Below are 19,236 nucleotides of genomic sequence, written 5' to 3' on the forward strand. Positions count from 1 at the left end.
TGCCCGGTTGTCGTCCGGCGACCCCCGCCAGGTGCGGGCCACCAGCACCGGGACGCGATCCGTGCGCTTGCCCGGACCCGCCCGCGGGTAGGGGATAGCGACCGCGACGGAACCAGGCAGGAGAACAGATGCCCCCCGAGACCATCGCCGGCCGCTACGACGTCGTGCGCGAGGTCGGCCGCGGCGGGATGGGTGCCGTCTGGCTCTGCCAGGACCGCACCCTCGGCCGCGAGGTCGCCGTCAAGCAGGTCGGCGGCCTGCCCGGTGAGTCCACGCCGCACCTGGCGCGGGCACTGCGCGAGGCCCGGTCGTCCGCGGCGCTGAACCACCCCAACGTGGTCTCGATCTTCGACGCGATCGAGGACGGCGGCCACGTGTGGCTGGTGATGGAGTACCTCCCCTCCCGCAACCTCTCCGAGGTGCTCAAGGAGGGCCCGGTCGAGGTACGCCGCGCGGCGCGGCTCGGCGCGCAGGTCGCCGACGGCCTGGCTGCTGCGCACGCCCGCGGGGTGGTGCACCGCGACGTGAAGCCCGGCAACATCCTGGTCACCGACGACGACGTCGCGAAGATCTCCGACTTCGGCATCGCCCGCACGCTGGGCGAGGAGCAGCTGACCCAGACCGGCATGGTCGCCGGCACGCCGCTCTACTTCTCGCCGGCGCTGGCCCGCGGCGGGGCGCCGACGCCGGCCGACGACGTGTGGGCGCTCGGCGCGAGCCTGTTCGCCGCCGTCGAGGGCGAGCCGCCGTGGCCCTCGCAGGAGAACTCGATCGCGATGCTCATGCACATCGTCGGCCACGAGCCGCCGGTGCCGCGTCGCGCGGGCGCGCTGACCGAGCCGATCCGCCGGATGATGGACGTCGACGCGGACGCCCGACCGAGCATGAACGAGGCCGCCGCCGCCCTGCGCACGGTGGCCGAGGGCGGGGACGCCTCGACCGTGCTGCTCCCGGCCGGCGGCGCCGCGACGACCGTCCCGGAGGCGGTCCCCGCACCCGAGCCGACCCCGGACCCCACTCCTGCGCCCACGCCCGCCCCGGCACCCACGCCGGCACCCACCCCCGCCCCGGCGCCGGTGGCCGCGGCCGCCGCGGGGGAGCCCACCGACCCGCGCCGACGGCGTACCGCCCTCGCGCTGCTGGCTGCCGCCGCCGTCATCGTCGTCGCGCTGGGCGCCGCGCTGCTGAGCGGCGTCCTCGGCGGCGACGACGACCCCGGCACCGCGACGGACCGCCCGGGCGGCGACCGGTCGCGCTCCGCCCCGCCGGCCTCCGACGACGCCGACGAGGACCCGGCCCCCGAGACCTCCGAGCCCGCCGGGGAGACCTCCGAGCCCAGCCCGGAGGAGACGACGGAGACGACGGAGGAGGACCCGACCCCGGTGAGCAGCGGCGACGGCGCGCAGGTCGTCGAGGACTACTACGGGCAGCTGCCGGACGACACCCGCGCCGCCTGGGACACCCTCTCGCCGGAGTCGCAGGAGGCGGTGGGGAGCTACGGCAGCTTCCGCTCCTTCTGGAACACCGTCGACTCGGTCGCCGTCGAGGGCGTCACCGAGGAGGACGACGGCTCGCTGCTGGTCGAGCTGGTCTACAACGGCTCGGACCGGGAGACCCGCCGGCTGACTGTGGCCGACGGCCTGATCACGGACGGTGGGGTCGTCTGAGGCCTGCCCTGGCGAGGATCCACACGGCGCGGTCAGGAGGCGCGAGCCGCACGACGGTGCTGCTGGCCGGCACGTCCGCGGGCGGCCACGCGCTCGCGGCGTACCTGTGGTGGCGCTGGCGCGGCACCCGGGCCGAGCTGCGCGACGTCGGCCGGAGCGCCGCCGCGAGGAGGCGGGCGGCGGCGGAGGCCACCGAGCGCTACCGGTCGCTGTTCGACTACCACCCCAGCGCCGTCTTCTCCCTCGACCTCGAGGGGCGCTTCGTCGAGGTCAACCCGGCCGCCGAGCGGGTCAGCGGCTACGACGCCGAGCAGCTGCGCACGATGTCGTTCCCCCAGATCCTCCCGGACGGGGAGGTCGAGCGGGTGGTCGCGGCGTTCACGGAGGTCGTGGACCGCCGGCCGCAGCTGTTCGAGACCGCCGTGTCCCGGCCCGACGGCTCCCTGGCCGAGGTCAGCGTGACCGGCCTGCCGATCGTCGTCGACGACGAGGTCGTCGGCGTCTACGGCATCGCCGAGGACGTGACGGTCCGCAACGCGCTGCAGCGCGAGCTCGAGCGCACGCGCCGCAGCGCCGAGCAGGCGAGCGAGGCCAAGTCGCTCTTCCTCGCCAACGTCAGCCACGAGATCCGCACCCCGCTCACCGCGGTCATGGCGACCACCGAGCTGCTGGTCGACAGCGGCCTCGACGCCGACCAGGAGCGGCTCGCCGAGGCCGTCCAGCGCTCGAGCCGGCGGCTGCTGCGGCTGGTCGACGACATCCTCGACTTCTCCTCCATCGAGGCCGGCCGCACCTCGGTGCACCGCGTCGACCTCGACCTGCGCACGGTCGTGGCCGACACGGTCGCGCTGGTCCGCCCCGTCGCCGAGGAGCGTGGTCTCGAGGTCTCCCTCGAGCTCGACCCCGAGCTCCCGAGCCGGCTGACCGGCGACCCCGGGCGGATCTCGCAGGTGCTGGGCAACCTGCTCGACAACGCGGTCAAGTTCACCTCCACCGGCGCGATCCACGTCGGGGTCGAGGTCGCCGAGCGGCAGCCCGGCTCGACCAAGGTGCTCGTCCGCGTCGAGGACACCGGCATCGGGATCACCCAGGACCAGCACGGCAAGCTGTTCCAGTCCTTCAGCCAGGGGGACTCCTCGATCACCCGGCGGTACGGCGGCACCGGCCTCGGCCTGGCCATCTGCAAGCAGCTCGTCACGCTCATGGGCGGCTCGATCTGGGTGACCAGCACCCCCGGCCGCGGCAGCACCTTCGCGTTCGTGGTGCCGTTGGGACGGCCCGTGGCGTCGCCGCCGACTCCCTCGGCCGGCTGAGGAGGGTCGCGCATCGGCCGTCCCGAGACCCGACGCGTGGGGCTGCCGCCCGTCAGGCGGGCGCGCCCGCCCAGCGCTGCAGGACCGACTGCAGCTCGTCGGGACGGACCGGCTTGGGGACGAAGTCGTCCATCCCGGCGGCCAGGCACCGGTCCCGCTCCGCCACGGTGACGCCGGCGGTCATCGCGATCACCGGCGTGTGCCGCCCGCCGGCCTCCCGCCGCCGCAGCTCGGCCGTCGCGGCGAACCCGTCGAGCACCGGCATGTGGCAGTCCATGAGCACGGCGTCGTACTCCCGCTCGGCGAGCATCGTCAATGCCTCGGCGCCGTCGGCGGCCACGTCGGCGGTCCAGCCGCGCGCGCCGAGGATGCCGACCGCGACCAGCTGGTTGATCTCGCTGTCCTCGACGACCAGGACGTGCCCGGCCCCGGTGCGTGCGCCGTGTGGTGCGGCGGGGCGGGCGCCGAGCGGGGCCGTGAGACGTTCGCACGCGACGGCGCGCAGGCGAGCCATGTGCAGCGGCTTGGTGAGGATGGCGCCGATGCCGGCGGCGGCGGTGTCGCCGAGGTCGACCTCCGGCTCGGAGGTCAGCAGCACCATCGGCGGCGCCTCGCCACCGGCCGTGATGCGCCGCGCCAGCTCGAGCCCGTCGGTGCCGGGCATGCACAGGTCGAGCAGCACCAGGGCCGGCCGCAGGCCGCCGTCGAGGAACGCGAGCGCCGCCTCGGCCCCGTCGGCGAGGGTGACCTCCATGCCCCAGGCGCCGAGCTGACCCTCGAGCACGAGGCGGTTGGTGGCGTTGTCGTCGACGACGAGCACCCGCCGTCCGGCGAGCACGTCGCGGCGGCCAGCGCCCGTGGCGGTGACCGCCGGGGCGTCGTGCGCGAGCGCCATCGGCACGCGGAACCAGAACGTGCTGCCCACCCCGGGCTCGCTCGTCACGCCGAGGGTGCCGCCCATCGCGTCCACCAGCCGGCGGCAGATCGCCAGGCCGAGGCCGGTCCCGCCGTACTGGCGGGTGGTCGAGGAGTCGGCCTGGGAGAAGGGCTCGAAGACACGGTCGCGCTGCTCCTCGGTCAGACCGATGCCGGTGTCCCGCACCTCGAACCGCACGAGGACCTCGTCCTCGGTCCGGCCGTCGAGGTGCGCCGAGACGACGACCTCGCCCTCGTGGGTGAACTTCACCGCGTTGCCGACCAGGTTGAGCAGCACCTGCCGCAGCCGGGCGGGGTCGCCGCGCAGTGCGGTCGGCAGGTCGGGGGAGCAGTAGGCGAGCAGCTCCAGGCCGCGCTCGCGTGCCTGGCCGGCGACCAGCTCGGCGGCGCCCTCGACGACGGGGACGAGGTCCAGGTCGACGACCTCGAGCTCGAGCCTCCCGGCCTCGACCTTGGAGAAGTCGAGGATGTCGTCGATGACCGTGCGCAGCGCCTCGCCTGCGTCGCGCGCCCCCTCGGCGTACTGCCGCTGACGGTCGGTGAGCTCGGTGCCCAGCAGCAGGCCGCTGAGGCCGATGACGCCGTTCAGCGGCGTGCGGATCTCGTGCGACATCGTCGCCAGGAAGTCCGACTTCGCAGCGGACGCGGCCTGCGCAGCGGCCAGTGCGTCAGCCTCCCAGCGCAGCTGCCGAGCCGTGCGCACGACCGCGATCGCCGCGAGCACCACGGCGGCGGCGCCGGCGGCGAGCACGTTCCCCTCGCGCCCGACCAGGTCGTCGACCACCAGCACGCCGATCGGCGCGAGGAGCGGCAGGATCGTGACGGCCATCCGGGTGCCGGCGTGCTCGCCGGCCGTGACGCCGACCGACTCCGCTGGAGCCGCGGGTCGCGGACACGCCGAGCGGGCGAGCAGGACCGCGCCGACCAGCCAGCCCAGGTCGAGCCACGCCTCTACGGGGCCGGAGAGCGAGAACAGCAGGTAACCGAGGTCGGAGAGCAGCCAGCACCCCATGCCGAGCGCGAACTCGAGCCCGATCCGGTCGCGCGTCGCCCGGGTGGCGAGCGTGCGCAGCACCAGGCCGAGGAGCACGGCGTCGGCGACCGGGTACGCCGCGAAGACCGCCCGCTCGGCGGCGCTGGCCGTCTCGTCACCGACGATGGCACCGATCGAGACGTCCCAGAGCAGCAGCACGCAGAGGGTCACGATCGTGAGCGCGTCGAGCAGCACCTCCGCGTCGCGGCGTCCACGCGGACGCACCTGCCACAGCGCCGCGAGGAGCGCGGCGCCCAACCCGAGGTAGCTGGCGAAGTACGGCACGTCGGCCCACGACACGTCCGGTTCCGGGCCGGTCCAGGCGTAGAGGTACCAGATGACGTCGGCGAGCGCGTTCGCCGCCAGCCCGCCCGCGACCAGGGCCGGCACGAGGCGCCGTCCCGGTTCGGCCGCGCGTGCTCCGAGGGCGGCCACCACGGCCGTGCCGACGATGACGACGACGTACGTCGCGTCGTAGAGCCAGCTGGCGGCGCCGGTCAGGTTGAGGACCAGGGCTGTCGCGGCCAGCGCCAGCAGGCCCGCCGGCAGCACCGTCCGCACCACCCCTCGGAAGGACCACGGCGCCGCGAGCATGGCGCCAGTCTCGCCGGTTCGCGGTCACCGGGTGGCATTTCGGGCGGTTCCACGGCGCGAGGTGCCCGTCCGGCCACCGGGGTACCCGGCTAGCGGGCTCGGCTACCTCGGCCGCGTCGCCGCGGTGGTCCTCGAGACCGACGGCACGCTCAGCGTCGTCCCGCGGGACTCGGCCGGGGACCGGTCCGCCCTCGCCGACCTGCGGCTCGCGGGACGGCGGGTGAGGCGACGGCGCACCCGGACGGATCGAGTCCCGCACGAGCGGGCACCGGCCGGCCCGGGCGACGTCCCGACCGGGTGCGCCCTGTCGTGAGGAGGACGGATGGACGAGCAGGCCCCGAGCGCGTCGTCGCGCGTCGACCGGATCGCGGAGCCGTGGGGCACGCGTACGCCGTACGGTCCCGGCGAGCGGTGGCCGGTGCGGGTCGACACCCATCTCGCCGAGGGGGTCGGCGATGAGGACGTGGACCGCTGGGTCCCGACGGCGTCGATCCTGCACTCGAACGGCGACGGGCTGGACATCGCGGTCAGGGACGGCCGGATCGTGGGCGTCCGCGGCCGCGCGGAGGACCGCGTCAACCACGGCCGGCTGGGCCCGAAGGACCTCTACGGCTGGCAGGCCAACAACTCGGCCGACCGGCTGACCAAGCCACTGATCCGCAGGGACGGTGCGCTCGTCGAGACCGACTGGGACACCGCCATGGAGGCGGTGGCGGGGCGCACGAAGGCGCTGCTGGCCGAGCGCGGGCCGAGCTCGATCGGGTTCTACACGACCGGACAGCTGTTCCTGGAGGAGTACTACACGCTCGGCCTGATCGCCCACGGCGGCATCGGGACCAGCCACGTCGACGGCAACACCCGGCTGTGCACCGCGACGGCAGCGGCCGCGTTGAAGGAGTCCTTCGCCTCCGACGGCCAGCCCGGGTCGTACACCGACATCGACCACGCCGACGTCATCTGCCTCTACGGCCACAACATGGCCGAGACCCAGACGGTGCTGTGGACACGGATCCTCGACCGGCTCGCCGGGCCGAACCCGCCCCAGGTCCTCTGCGTCGACCCTCGCGAGACGCCGGTCGCCCGGCACGCCACCGTGCACCTCGCGCCTCGCCCCGGCACCAACGTGATGCTCATGAACGCCCTGCTGCGCGAGATCCTCGAGCACAACTGGGTCGACGAGGCGTACGTCGAGGCGCACGCGGTCGGGTACGCCGAGCTGGAGATGATGCTCGACGGCTACACGGTCGAGCGGGCCGCCGAGGTCTGCGGCGTACCGCCTGCGGACCTGCGCGAGGCGGCCCGCATCATCGGCGGCGCCGAGCGACTGCTCTCGACCGTCCTGCAGGGCTTCTACCAGTCCCACCAGGCGACCGCCGCAGCCGTGCAGGTCAACAACATCCACATCGTCCGCGGCATGCTCGGCAGGCCCGGCTGCAGCGTCCTGCAGATGAACGGCCAGCCGACCGCGCAGAACACCCGGGAGTGCGGCGCCGACGGCGACCTCCCGGCGTTCCGCAACTGGTCGAACGACGCGCACATCGAGGACCTCGCGCGGGTCTGGAACGTCGACCCGATGGACATCCCGCACTACACCGCGCCCACCCACGCGATGCAGATGATGCGGTACGTCGAGGACGGCTCCATCCGGTTCCTCTACGTCACCGCGACCAACCCTGCGGTGTCCATGCCCGAGCTGCGCCGGATGCGCCGCATCCTGTCCCAGGAGCGGCTGTTCCTGGTCGTGCAGGATATCTTCCTCTCCGAGACCGCGCAGCTGGCCGACGTCGTCCTGCCCGCCGCGACCTGGGGCGAGAAGACCGGGACGTTCACCAACGTCGACCGCACCGTCCACCTCTCGGAGAAGGCCGTCGACCCGCCCGGCGAGGCGCGGTCCGACCTCGACATCCTGCTCGACTACGCCCGCCGGCTCGACCTGCGCGACCAGGACGGGGCTCCGCTGGTGAAGTGGTCGACCGCCGAGGAGGCTTTCGAGGGGTGGAAGGAGTGCACCCGCGGCCGTCCCTGCGACTACACCGGGATGAGCTACGACAAGCTCCGTGGCAGCGGCGGCATCCAGTGGCCGTGCAACGACGAGCACCCGGACGGCACCGAGCGGATCTACGTGGACGGCTAGTTCTGGTCCGACCCCGACTACTGCGAGAGCTACGGCCGCGACCTGGTGACGGGGGCGCCCGTGTCGCCAACGGAGTACCGCGCGCTCAACCCCGGCGGCAAGGCCGTGATCAAGGCCGCGGAGTACCTCCCGCCCCACGAGCTCCCGTCGCCGGAGTTCCCCTTCCAGCTGATCACCGGGCGCACGCTCTACCACTTCCACACCCGCACCAAGACCGGCCGCGCTCCACAGCTGCAGCGGGCGGCGCCCGAGGTCTGGGTCGAGGCGTCCGCCGCCGACGCGGCGCGGGAGGGCTGGTCCGAAGGTGACCTGCTCCGCGTGACGACGCCGCGCGGTGAGGTGACCGCCCGGCTGCGGATCAGCGGGATCCGTGAGGGCGTGCTCTTCCTGCCCTTCCACTACGGCTACTGGGACGCCGACGGCGGCCACGAGCCGGACGGTCATGCTCGGGCGGCGAACGAGCTGACCCTCACCGACTGGGACCCCGCCTCGAAGCAGCCGATCTTCAAGACGGCCGCCGCCGCCGCCGCCCGGGTGGCGACCGGCGACGGCGCGCCGTCCCCGGCGCCGACGACGACCGGCTCCCGGCCGGTCGCCAGCGGCGTACCGCCCACGCACGGCGACCGCTCGGCGCTGGTCGACGAGCGGCTGCCCGTCCCCGGAGGTGCCCGATGAGCAAGCTCGCCCAGACCCTGCGCAGCCTGCACGGCAACAAGGTCGGCGCCGCCATCGAGGAGCTGCACCGATCAGAGAACGGCCTCGCGGAGACGCTGCTGGGCGTCGCCGACCACCACAAGGTCGACCACGAGGTCTTCCACGTCGCCCGCGACATCGCCCGCTGGTCCCAGGAGCACGTCGCCGAGCTGGCACGGGTGGGCCGCGACTACGGGCTCGAGCTCGACGCCGAGCCCGAGGACGAGGCCACGCTGCTGGCCCGGCTCAAGCAGAAGGGGGCCGAGCTGACCGGCCGCTTCCACGAGCCGGCCCTGCTGCTGCTCGCCGACCTCCGCCACGTCCACCGCCAGGCCGCCGGCGTCTCGCTGGACTGGGAGGTCCTCGCCCAGACCGCCCAGGCGATGGGAGACCGCGAGCTGCTGCGCGTCGCCGAGGACTGCCACCCGCAGACCCTTCGGCAGATGCGCTGGGCGAATGCCAAGGTCAAGGAGACCGCCGCGCAGGTGCTCGTCACCGGATGAGGGGAGCACGATGACCGACCACACCCCGGCCCGCGTGGTGCTGCGGCCGCTCGCCACCCCGCTGCCCCTCGGCTTCCTCGCCTTGGGCGTGGCGACGCTCGCGTTCGCGTCCTTCCAGCTCCGTTGGATCGCCGCCTCGGAGGCCCACACCGTCGCCCTGGCGGTCCTGGTGCTGACCGTCCCGCTGCAGCTCGTCGCGTGCGTCATGGGGTTCCTCGCGCGCGATCCCGTCGCGGCGACCGGGATGGGCATCCTCTCGGGCACCTGGGCGGCGGCCTGCTTCGCGACCCTCACCTCCCCGCCCGGGACGAGCAGCGCCGGTCTCGGCGTCGTGCTGCTCTGCTCCGCCGCCTGCCTCCTCGTCCCGGCGGTCGGCGCGCGCGCCAAGGCCGTGCCCGCGGCGGTGATCGCCGTGAGCGCCGCGCGGTTCGCGCTCACCGGGATCGCCGAGATCGACGGTGGCCGGGTCTGGATGGACCTCGCCGGCTGGGTCGGCGTCGTGCTGGCGGCGATCGCCTTCTACGCCGCCCTCGCGCTCGAGCTGGAGGGGACGGAGTCCCGCACCGTGCTCCCGCTCGGACGCACCGGCGCCGCCCGCCGCGCGGTCGACGATGCGACCAGGTCGCCGACCTCGCGCACGAGCCCGGCGTCCGCCGCCAGCTCTGACCCGGCCGGGTGAGGAGGACCTCGGCTGGTCGAGGAGCGCGCGCTGGCGCGCGTCTCGAGACCCGCCGCGGACGTCAGCTGATGCTCAGCGTGACCGCCAGCAGCACCGCGGCGACGAGCACCGCGCCGGTCATCACCGCGCCGAGCCCGAAGCGAGGGAGCGGTCGGCCGGTCCGCATCGCCCGCTCGACGAGCGCCCACCGGCGGTAGGCCAGCGCCGTGGTGCCGCCGCCGAGCAGCACCAGCACGACGACGAGCACGATCCGCAGCCCGTCCTGCTCCGGCACCTCCAGGGAGTGCAGCGCGACGCCGCCCGCCATCACCGCCAGCGCCGTGCGGACCCACGCGAGGAAGGTGCGTTCGTTGGCCAGCGTGTACCGCGGGTCCGGCTCGTCCCCGACGTCGTAGGCGCCCATGTCGCCATCCTGGCACCGGCCCGTCGGCCACGGGCCGGCGCTCGGTACGGTCCGGGTCATGCACGAGTACGACGCCCAGACCGCCGTCACGCCGACCGGGGACGCGGTCTACGCCGCCGAGCTCTCCGACGGCTGGCACGTCGGCGGCGGCATCAACGGCGGCTACCTGCTGGCGATCATCGGCCGCGCGATCAGCACCCACCTGCCGGCCAAGCCGCACCCGCTGGCGGTCAGCGCCTACTACCTGTCGGCCTCCGTCGCCGGCCCGGCCGAGGTGGCGCTGGACGTTCGCCGTGACGGGGGCTCGGTCAGCACGGTCGCGGCCGACCTCCGGCAGGGCGACCAGACGCGGATCACCGCGCTGGCGACGTACGGCGACCTGACGCGGCTCGGCGACGACGTCCGCACCACCGCCGAGGAGCCGCACCTGCCGCCGGTCGAGGAGTGCGTGCCGTCGTCGATGGCGCCGGAGGAGGTACGCCGCGTGGCGCCGCTGATGCAGCGCTTCGACATGCGCTTCCACCCCGACCACGTCGGCTGGGCGGTCGGCGAGCCCGGCCGCACCGGGGTGATCTCCGCGTGGTTCCGGTTCGCGGACGGCCGCGAGCCCGACCCGGTGTCGCTGCTGCTCGCCGTCGACGCGCTGCCGCCGGTCACCTTCGACCTCGGCATGCCCGGCTGGGCGCCCACCCTCGAGCTGACCGCCCACGTCCGCGCCGTCCCTGCCCCCGGCTGGCTCAAGGTGCGCCACGCGACCCGCAACATGGCGGGCGGGATGTTCGAGGAGGACTGCGAGGTCTGGGACTCCGCCGGCCGGCTCGTCGCCCAGTCGCGCCAGCTCGCCCGCCAGCCCCGCTGATCCTCCGCTGGTCGAGGACGTCTCGCAGCGCCGTCCTGCGGTTGGTTGAGGAGGTCGCGCAGCGACCGTCTCGAAACCCGCCCCGCGCTGGTCGAGCAGGGAGAGCCGCCAGGCCCGAGCGGTGACGAGACCCGGTGACGTGCCCGCGGCCTGACGTCGACGGGTGCTAGGACGCCCCGACCACGTCGGCGTCGTGGATCGCCGGCCCCCGCTCGAGCCACCACGAGGCGGCCCGCCGCAGGTCCTCCTGGTCGTGCTCGGCGATCGCCTTGAGCTCGGTGGCGCCCTGCATGCCGAGGGCGAAGAGGGTGGCGTGCCGGTCGGCCGGCCGCTGCTGCTCGGCGACGGCGTGGGCCAGCGCGGTGGCGTCCTCCTCCGGCAGCCCGGCGCGCGCCATGCCGACGTTGACCAGCGCGCGGGCGCGCAGCGAGGGCCGTTCCTCGGTGCGGGAGCGCCGGACGACCTTGTCCTCCCGGTTGCCGTGCCCGATGCGCATCAGCACCGTCCACGCCCGGGCCGCGAGGAGGTCGTTGGGGTGCGCGGTCAGCCGCAGGCACTGGTCGGCGACGGCCGGCGCGTAGGGGCTGGCCGCGATGACCAGGGCCGCGTGGTGCCGGCGCGGCTTGTGCACGTGGAGCAGGGCCTCGCGCAGCAGCCGGCGGAGCATGGGGTCGGGCTCGCGCGAGTGCTGGGTCGGCGTCTGCGCCTGCGCGGTCGCGGCCAGCTCGGCGACGATCGCCACGGTGCGCGCGGGCGGGACCAGCTCGGCGGTCGTCCGGGCCTGGGTGACCATGCCGAAGGCCCGTCGCGTCCGCAGCCCGCCGCTCACCCGCTCCCACGACTCGTCGGGCAGGTGCACGGCCAGGTCGAAGAAGTCCAAGCGCCCGTCGAGCGGGTCCGCGCGCCGCAGCGCACCGACGACCGCGCTCTCCAGCTGCCCGAGGGCGTCGCCCCGCAGGTGCCCGCGAGCGACCTTGTACGCCGCCACCGACGCCGCCGCGCGCCGCAGGTTGCCGTCCTCGCTGCCGAGCAGGCGCAGCACGAGGTCGCCGGCCGGCGCGTCGGGCAGCTCGGTCAGCAGGTTCAGCACCGGCGCCACCACCTGGGTGTCGGGGTGCACGACGAAGGTGCCGATCGCGCGGAGCATCGGGCGCTGCGCCGCGCGGTGCCGCAGCATCGTCGCGGCGGCCTCGTAGCGGCGTACGTAGGCCGGCCCGACCGCCACCCCCAGCTCCTGCACGAGCTGGCCGCACAGCTTGGTCCACTCGTCCTTGCGCAGGAAGACGCGGTCGAAGCGGTGGAGCTGCTCAGCCAGCCGCAACCACAGCGCGCCGCCGGCGTCCCCGCGCTCGGCGGCGTCGAGCATCCCCTCGAAGGACCCCGTCGTCATGTCCTCGTCGCGCAGCGACGTCTCGCGCGGGGCGGGGGCGCTGCCGAACCCGCGGCGCAGCCCGGCCGCCACCGACACCAAGGAACCCTCGGGGATGCCCAGGACGCGTTCGTACGTCGCCACGACCCGCCCCGGCACGGCCTGCAGGCCCGACTCCCACCGCGAGACGCGGCTGTTGTCGACCTGGACGCCCTGCTCCTTGAGCACCTTCAAGAACCCCTCGCGCCGCGCGAGCTCGGGGTCGGGCCCGAGGAGCCGGTTGGTGCTCAGCACCCAGGCGACCCGCTGGTCCACGCCCACGCCGAGCTCGGTGACCGGGGTGGTGTCCACCGGCAGCTTCTGCGGCCTGCCTCGTCGCCGCGCCGCGCCCGAGCCTTCGCCGGTGCTGGTCATGGGGTCCTTCCGGGCAGGTGAGTCGAGGCGACTCCATGACCCGGTTCACGTCGTCGGGGCCTATTTATTGCAGAAGTAAAGACGGACTGCAACAACCCGGGGTGGATCGAGCCACCTACCTAATGTTCGGGATGGCCCAGGAATCCGTGTCCGGGGCCACAGGGGCCCTCATCGGTGGTTCCCTGCCGGCGAGCCCAGCTCGCCACCTTTAATCATTCCGGAAGGAAACACACGCATGAACAGCAGCGGCATCAAGCGGGGTCTCGCGGTTTCCGCGATCTCCGCTCTCGCGGTCGCCGGTATCCCGGCGCTCGCCTCCCCCGCCTCCGCCGACACCGGCGACGTTCTCACCGTCGCCTCCGTCGGCCCTGCCCGCAATGGCGGCACCGAGGGTGCGCTTGTGCGCCTCAACACGAGCGGGATCATCCCCAGCAACCTCGAGGTCATCGGCACTAACCTGACGAGCCCGGCGACTAACGGCACCCAGGCCGTCGCGATCGTCGGACGTTCCGCCGTCATCGCCAGCGGTAGCGCTCAGGACACCACCCCCGGCGACGGTCTGGCGCAGATCGTCCTCGAGGTCACGGTCACCACGCCGACCGCCGGCGACACGGCGAACTTCGTTGTGTTTGAGGATGAGGCCGACACTGACCTGCCGAACGACAACCCGGACGCCGGTCCGACCGTGCGAAATGGTGCGGTCGACGCGGACGAGGCTCGCACCGCGGTCGCCGTCCAGACCTCCGGCCCGGTTGCGTCGGTCGACATCACGCCGGCGAACCAGACCTCCCCGGCGGGCGTCGCCAGCGCGCCGTACACGGTCACGGTGCGCGACTCGGCGAACCGTCTGACCCAGCTCACCGGCCTGGAGGACCTGGACCTCACTGTCCCGGCCGGAAGTGGCGTCACGTTCTCCGGTGTTGCCGCTGACAACGCCATCACCGCGGAGGAGCTGCAGGCTGGCACTGTCCAGTTCCGTGCGACGGGCACCGGCTTCAACGACAACAACACGCCGAACGTACCGGGCGACGACACGGACGGACGCGGTCTCCAGACCATCACCGTCCGGGCGAACTCCGCTGCCGGCGAGGACCCGCTCATCAGTGGCTCTGACACCGCCACGCTCGACGTCGTCGACGCGGCCGCTGGTCTGACTCGGGCCAACATTGATGTCCAGACCGAGGCTGACAGCTTCGACGGCTTCGGTGACAACGGGCAGGTCGACAACCCGATCGCTGTTCGGGTCGACCAGAGCACGGTCCGCATCGCGATCAACTCTCCGGCCAACGCCGGCGCGACCGTCGTTCTCGCCGTCAATGGCGCGGACCAGACGCCTAACGCCAACCCGAACAACGACGGCAACGGCCTCACCTTCGGCGGGGAGACCGAGACGACTGTCTCCACGACCCTGGACGAGAACGGTCGCGGCTCGGTCACGATCGCTCCCGACGCTGGTTCTATCCAGGTGAGCGATGACTTCACCGTCGCCGGCGCTGGTCTGAACCTGACGTTCGAGTACCAGCGTGCGGAGCTCTCGCGTGTCGTTGCCCCTGCCGACGTTTACGTCTCGGCGATCGATGGATCGGTCGACATCACCGTGACCGCCACCGACCAGTTCGGTGACCCGGTCGCCGGGGCGCAGGTCGACGCGCGTCGTACGTCTCAGCCGAACCTTGACGCGGCAGCTCAGCCCCGGAAGACGACTGACGCCAACGGCCAGGCGACGTTCACGTTCACCGACGTGAACGCGAACCCGGGTCAGACGACTGAGGTTACGTTCCGTGCGTTCGCGGACCAGTTCGACGCGATCGCCAACGCGACGGACACCACCGACATCCGGTACACGCAGTCGGGTCAGGGCGCCGAGTTCACGCTGTCGCTCGATGGCGTGAACACCGGCGGGGCCTCCTACAGCCCCGATGATGTCGTCATCCAGCCGCTCACCGACACGGCGGCGCAGGACACGAACACCGCTGCGGACGAGATCGCTCGCCTGGCACTCATCGGTGGCGAGGCTGGCGCGCCGGTGACCGTCTCCGTTGACAACGGTGCGCGCATCCTCACCGCCAACGACGACAACCGCCTCGCTTCCGGCTCTGCCTCGGAGACTGGCGTCGTCGGTGACACGTTCCGAATCATCGGTACGGAGTCCGGCGTCGTGACTGTCACGGTGACTTCCGCCGGTCGCACCGAGACCGCGCAGTTTACGGTCGCGGCCCAGAGTGACGTTGACGCTGCCCGCAACGTCTCCGTCAGCGGTCCCGCCACGGCTGTCACGGGCGACGAGCAGGTCACCTACACGGCGGTCGTCACTGACGCGTTCGGCAACCCGATCGAGGGCTTCGACGCCGACGACCTGAACATTCAGGTCACCGGTCCCGGCGCCTTCCAGGACAGCGACTCGGAGTCCAACGCCAACGGCGAGATTCAGATCAACGTCCGCCTCGATGACGACGCCAACGGCACGGTCACTATCCGCGTCCGCGGCCTCGACGCTCAGTTCGGCGCCGACGCCAACCGCATCGACGAGGACAGCAACACCGACGACGCTGAGGGCCTTCCGGCGTCGATCGAGGTCGCGACTGCGTCGACGAACGTGCAGCCCGGCGAGCCGGAGCCGACGGTCCGTGAGCCCATCACGGCGACGGCCGCCGGCTCTAACCGCGCCTCGGACGGCTTCGACCGCGTCCGCATCTCGGTCGACAAGCCGGAAGCCGCTGCTGACGCTGCTGTCGAGCTCTGGAAGATCAACAAGCAGGGCAAGGCTCGCCGCGTCAAGACCAAGTCGCTCAACGCCAAGGGCATGGCGACCTGGATCCGCGTCGACAACAACGGCAAGAACGTCAGCCGCTACTTCGCCAAGGTCCGCCCCACGGACACCTCGAAGTCGGCTCGCTCGAACACCGTCCGCATCAAGTGACTCGTTGATCCTCGGATCGACTCACGAGTGACCCCCCGGGCCTTCGGGCCCGGGGGGGAGCTCCCACCGGGGGCCTAGCTCCCGCAGCCCCCGGGGCTGCACCCCACCGATAGTCGGGACACACAGACGCGGTCCGGGCCATTCTCTGTTTGCCGCTGCGCGAGAATGGTCCGGACCGCCTGTCTCACCCTAGGGCACGCGATCCGCGTGACCCTGACAAGGACGCCGTGCCACGCACGGCGTCCTTTGCATTGGGGTTCCTGGACCAGACCGCCGGGCCAACAGACGCTCACGACAGCGACACGCGCGCATGCCCCTTGGTCGTAGTACCCCGAATGCCGTCGCGCGCCGTGGGTAACGTGCCCGTGGCGCTGGTCCAGACCAGCGTGCGGCCGGGACACGTCCCGGTCGAGTCGGTCGGGAACGTCTCGACCAACCGACACGGAGGTTGAAACGCATGCGAAGCAGCGGCATCAGGAAGGGCCTGGCGGGCTCCGCCATCACGGCCCTGGCAGTGACCGGCGTACCGCTCATGGCGGGCACCGCGAACGCCGTACCTCTCGACAACCAGGTGCAGGCACTGACCTTGCTCACCGGCGACGGTGACGAGACCCTGTCCTTCGCCAACGACGGCACCAACACCACCGAGTCGCTCGTGGCGGTCGCGCCCAGCGGCGTCACCTCGGTCACCTTCCAGTACCGCCGTGGCACCACCGGCGACTGGCAGAACATCGGCGGCGCGGTCACCCGCAACGCCGACGGCGCCTTCGTCACGGAGTGGACCCAGCCGAACGACGTCCGGGCAGGTGACACCGTCGAGCTCCGCGCCGTGCCGAACACCGGTGAGGCCAACGCGGTCACGGAATCCGCGACGGTGGCCGCCGCGGGCCAGCCGTCCGTCGAGCTCGGCACCGAGGGGAACCTCGGCTACTACCGCGACCAGATCGACGGCGACGGCAACGTGGCGGTGCGCGGCACCACCTCGGGTCCGACGACCGGTATCTCGGTGACCGACGAGTTCAACGGCGGCACGGTGGCCGACCTCGCGTCCACCCAGCCCCAGGGTGGCGGCACCTCCACCTTCTCTGGCGTGCTCAAGTACGCCGGGGACGACTACCCGTTCTCCTCGGGCACCGAGGCCAACCAGGTGGCGCTGACCGCGGCCGCCGGGACGGACGAGGACACCGAGGCCTCGACGTACTACCTGCAGACGGTCCGCACGGTGACCGCGACGCCGGCGCGCACCAACATCCCGACCGGCGGTACGACGTCCGCGACCGTGACCGTGGTCGACCAGAACAACAACCCGGTCGCCGGCGCCAACGTCGGGTTCACCCGCGACGAGAACACCACCGACACCACCCCCGCCCAGGACAACCAGCGGGCCGGCGAGACCGACGCCAACGGACAGGTCACCTTGACCGGGCTCGGCGCCGGGACCTACGTCGTGTACGCCGACACCAACGGCACCGCAGGCCTCCAGGACGCTGACGTCAAGGCGTCCTTGTTCACCCTCGGTGCCTACCAGCAGCAGCCGACCACCGTGAGCGTCGCCGCCGAGCCCAACCGCAACGCGTACGACCTCGACGAGCTGGAGGACACGACGTTCACCGCGTCGGTCGACGACCAGCAGGGCAACGGCGTGCAGAACCAGCCGGTGCAGTACCGCTGGACGGTCGACCCGGCCGGGCCGGGCGCCAACCAGTCGACGGAGTGGACCAGCACCACGGGGCAGACGAACGCTGAGGGCGAGGTGACGATCCCGTTCGCCAACCCGGCCGGCAGCACGCAGGTGCCCGGCGCCTACACCCTCGAGGTGCGCCGCCCGAACGTCGGCGGCACCGGCCTCATCAACGGCACGCCGCTGACCTTCCAGGCCGCCGAGTCCGAGATCACCTTCGCCGAGGGGGCGAGCGCGAACGCTCCGGTCAACGGCACCTACACGGTGGTCGGCCGCCTCGCGCTGACCGGGACCGGCGGCGCCAACCTCGCCGGCCGCACCGTGACGATCACCGAGACCGGCACGGGCGACGTGTCGTTCGCCCCGAGCGCGCAGCAGCCGAACGGCACCACGGTGACCGGCACGACCGCGACGGCGACCACGGACGCGAACGGCGAGTTCCGCGTGGTGCTCAACGACCCGACGGTGGCGCCGAACGTGCCGCCGACCCCCGAGTCGACCGTCGTCAACGCCGTGGCCCAGGACCTCCAGGGCACCGGCGACGCCGCCACCGCGGACGCCGCCGGCCAGCTCACGGTCAACTTCGCGCAGCAGGCGCAGGTCGGCTCGATCGACGTCGCGGTGGACTCGCTGTTCGAGGGCAACCCCGCCCCCGGCAAGCCGGTCGACCTGGACATCACCGTCCGCGGCCAGGGCCAGAACGGCCAGCCGGGCGCCGCGCTCGGCGACGTACCGGTCACCGTCTCGGTCGACAAGGGCTTCCTCAGCCCGAACGCCGAGACCCAGGACGACCTGGCGCTCGACCCGGAGAACGACGACGCCGGCGACCTGTTCGGCGTCTACCAGGACCTCGGGCAGCAGGAGGAGGTCTCGACGGCCGACGCCGGTGACGCCACCGGTACGACGGGCGTCGTGGCCACCATCGGCCGCGACGAGGGCTTCGACGACGACGGTCGCGTGACGGCGACGATCACCGTCACCGCGGGCGGCGTCACGGAGACCGAGACGGTCACGTTCGACTCGCGCAACGCGCTGAACATCGAGGAGGTCGAGCTCGCCCGCCGCGGCGGCGACGGCGCCGCGACCATCGGCCAGGACGTGCGGTTCAACCTGTTCGCCCGCGACCAGTTCGGCAACCTCGTCGGTGACCGCGAGGCCACCATCAGCGACGACACGGCCGAGGCCGAGATCCGCACCGACGGCGAGTTCAACCGGACGACCACGGACTTCACCGCGTCCAACGCGGCCGTGATCGCCACCTCGCAGAACGAGGTCGTGCAGACCCTCACCGCCGCGATCAGCGGGGCGCCGCGCACGACGGTCAACGCCACCGGCGACCCGGTGACCGAGACCCGCACGGCGACCGCCGACTCCGAGCCGATCACCTGGCAGAAGAGCGCTCCGGTCGACCCGGAGAAGCAGACGATCATCGCCAAGCTCACCGGCCAGAACAACGGTGGCAAGCGCGACGTCGTCAAGGTCAAGACCCGGAAGATCGCGGCCGGTGCCAAGGTCAAGCTCTTCCGCATCCAGAACGGCAAGCGCAAGCTGATGCAGACCGCGACGCTCAACAAGAACGGCGCCAAGACGTTCCGCATCGGCGACAAGAACGGCAAGGGCTTCACGACGTACGTCGCGAAGGTCCAGCCGCAGAAGGCCCACAAGGGCGACCTGACGAACAAGAAGCGCGTGCGCTGACCCGTTCGCCAGCCGGTCCCTGACGTCGCTGCCAGGGGCCACACCGACCGGCCGTCCTCCCTCGGGAGGGCGGCCGGTCGTCGTTCACGCCGGCCGACCGGGCCTGTGGCAGCCGACCTCCGGCCTGCGGGCCGCAGGTCATCGCGGTGGAGCAACTAGGGGGAGAGGTACGCCGTGGGTCGCGGCTGCTTCCCGGCTCCCGGCTAGCGCTTCCCGGCCCATCTCGGCTGGTTGAGGAGGGCCGCCAGGCCCGTCTCGAAACCCGCCGAGAAATTGGTCGACGTTGTTGTCCGAATTGTGGTCTGACCTGGGGAAACAGGCCCGTGACTGTCGGTGGTCG

At 72.7% G+C, this 19,236-nt stretch carries 12 protein-coding genes; 9 read left to right on the forward strand and 3 right to left on the reverse strand.

What is annotated here, in order from left to right; genetic code table 11:
- Positions 1-128: 128 nt before the first annotated feature.
- Together QWY29_RS02485 and QWY29_RS02490 are read left to right on the forward strand one after the other, a co-directional pair.
- Positions 129-1,667, forward strand: a complete 1,539-nt coding sequence (locus QWY29_RS02485; protein ID WP_300959074.1) for a serine/threonine-protein kinase — start codon at positions 129-131, stop codon at positions 1,665-1,667.
- 56 nt (positions 1,668-1,723) lie between these two features.
- Positions 1,724-2,980, forward strand: a complete 1,257-nt coding sequence (locus QWY29_RS02490; RefSeq protein WP_300959075.1) for a PAS domain-containing sensor histidine kinase — start codon at positions 1,724-1,726, stop codon at positions 2,978-2,980.
- Positions 2,981-3,032: 52 nt separating this feature from the next.
- Here QWY29_RS02490 and QWY29_RS02495 read toward each other — a convergent pair whose 3' ends face one another.
- On the reverse strand, positions 3,033-5,543 hold the full coding sequence (locus tag QWY29_RS02495) for a hybrid sensor histidine kinase/response regulator (RefSeq protein WP_300959076.1): 2,511 nt from the start codon (positions 5,541-5,543) through the stop codon (positions 3,033-3,035).
- Between the two features lie 322 nt (positions 5,544-5,865).
- Between QWY29_RS02495 and QWY29_RS02500 the strand changes: the two genes are divergently transcribed.
- The 4 genes from QWY29_RS02500 to QWY29_RS02515 are packed head-to-tail and all read left to right on the forward strand — an operon-like array spanning position 5,866 to position 9,552.
- Entirely contained in the window at positions 5,866-7,677 is a 1,812-nt protein-coding gene (locus QWY29_RS02500) for a molybdopterin-dependent oxidoreductase (protein WP_300959077.1), read from the forward strand.
- A 60-nt stretch (positions 7,678-7,737) separates the two neighbouring features.
- The gene (locus QWY29_RS02505; protein WP_300959078.1) at positions 7,738-8,352 is read left to right on the forward strand and encodes a molybdopterin oxidoreductase family protein; all 615 of its coding nucleotides are present in this window, start codon (positions 7,738-7,740) and stop codon (positions 8,350-8,352) included.
- Entirely contained in the window at positions 8,349-8,873 is a 525-nt protein-coding gene (locus QWY29_RS02510; protein ID WP_300959079.1) for a hypothetical protein, read from the forward strand. The genes QWY29_RS02505 and QWY29_RS02510 overlap by 4 nt, the downstream gene beginning before the upstream one ends.
- A 10-nt stretch (positions 8,874-8,883) precedes the next feature.
- Positions 8,884-9,552, forward strand: a complete 669-nt coding sequence (locus QWY29_RS02515; protein ID WP_300959080.1) for an acetate uptake transporter family protein — start codon at positions 8,884-8,886, stop codon at positions 9,550-9,552.
- 61 nt (positions 9,553-9,613) lie between these two features.
- Here the strand turns inward: QWY29_RS02515 and QWY29_RS02520 are convergent, their stop codons facing one another.
- Positions 9,614-9,955 carry a YidH family protein gene (locus QWY29_RS02520; RefSeq protein WP_300959081.1) on the reverse strand — a complete coding sequence of 114 codons (342 nt, stop codon included), beginning with the start codon at positions 9,953-9,955 and terminating at the stop codon, positions 9,614-9,616.
- Positions 9,956-10,013: 58 nt separating this feature from the next.
- Between QWY29_RS02520 and QWY29_RS02525 the strand changes: the two genes are divergently transcribed.
- On the forward strand, positions 10,014-10,814 hold the full coding sequence (locus QWY29_RS02525) for a thioesterase family protein (RefSeq protein WP_300959082.1): 801 nt from the start codon (positions 10,014-10,016) through the stop codon (positions 10,812-10,814).
- A gap of 166 nt (positions 10,815-10,980) precedes the next feature.
- On the opposite strand, the gene QWY29_RS02530 is transcribed toward QWY29_RS02525, so the two are convergent.
- On the reverse strand, positions 10,981-12,534 hold the full coding sequence (locus QWY29_RS02530) for an amino acid adenylation domain-containing protein (protein ID WP_300959083.1): 1,554 nt from the start codon (positions 12,532-12,534) through the stop codon (positions 10,981-10,983).
- A 298-nt stretch (positions 12,535-12,832) separates the two neighbouring features.
- Here QWY29_RS02530 and QWY29_RS02535 point away from each other — a divergent pair, with 298 nt between their 5' ends.
- Both QWY29_RS02535 and QWY29_RS02540 read left to right on the forward strand, forming a co-directional pair.
- Positions 12,833-15,517, forward strand: coding sequence for a beta strand repeat-containing protein (locus QWY29_RS02535; RefSeq protein WP_300959084.1), 2,685 nt, complete (start codon positions 12,833-12,835; stop codon positions 15,515-15,517).
- A 457-nt stretch (positions 15,518-15,974) separates the two neighbouring features.
- The gene (locus QWY29_RS02540; protein WP_300959085.1) at positions 15,975-18,896 is read left to right on the forward strand and encodes an Ig-like domain-containing protein; all 2,922 of its coding nucleotides are present in this window, start codon (positions 15,975-15,977) and stop codon (positions 18,894-18,896) included.
- The last annotated feature ends 340 nt before the right edge of the window (positions 18,897-19,236 follow it).

The organism is Nocardioides abyssi, from assembly GCF_030412915.1.
Taxonomy (GTDB): domain Bacteria; phylum Actinomycetota; class Actinomycetes; order Propionibacteriales; family Nocardioidaceae; genus Nocardioides; species Nocardioides abyssi.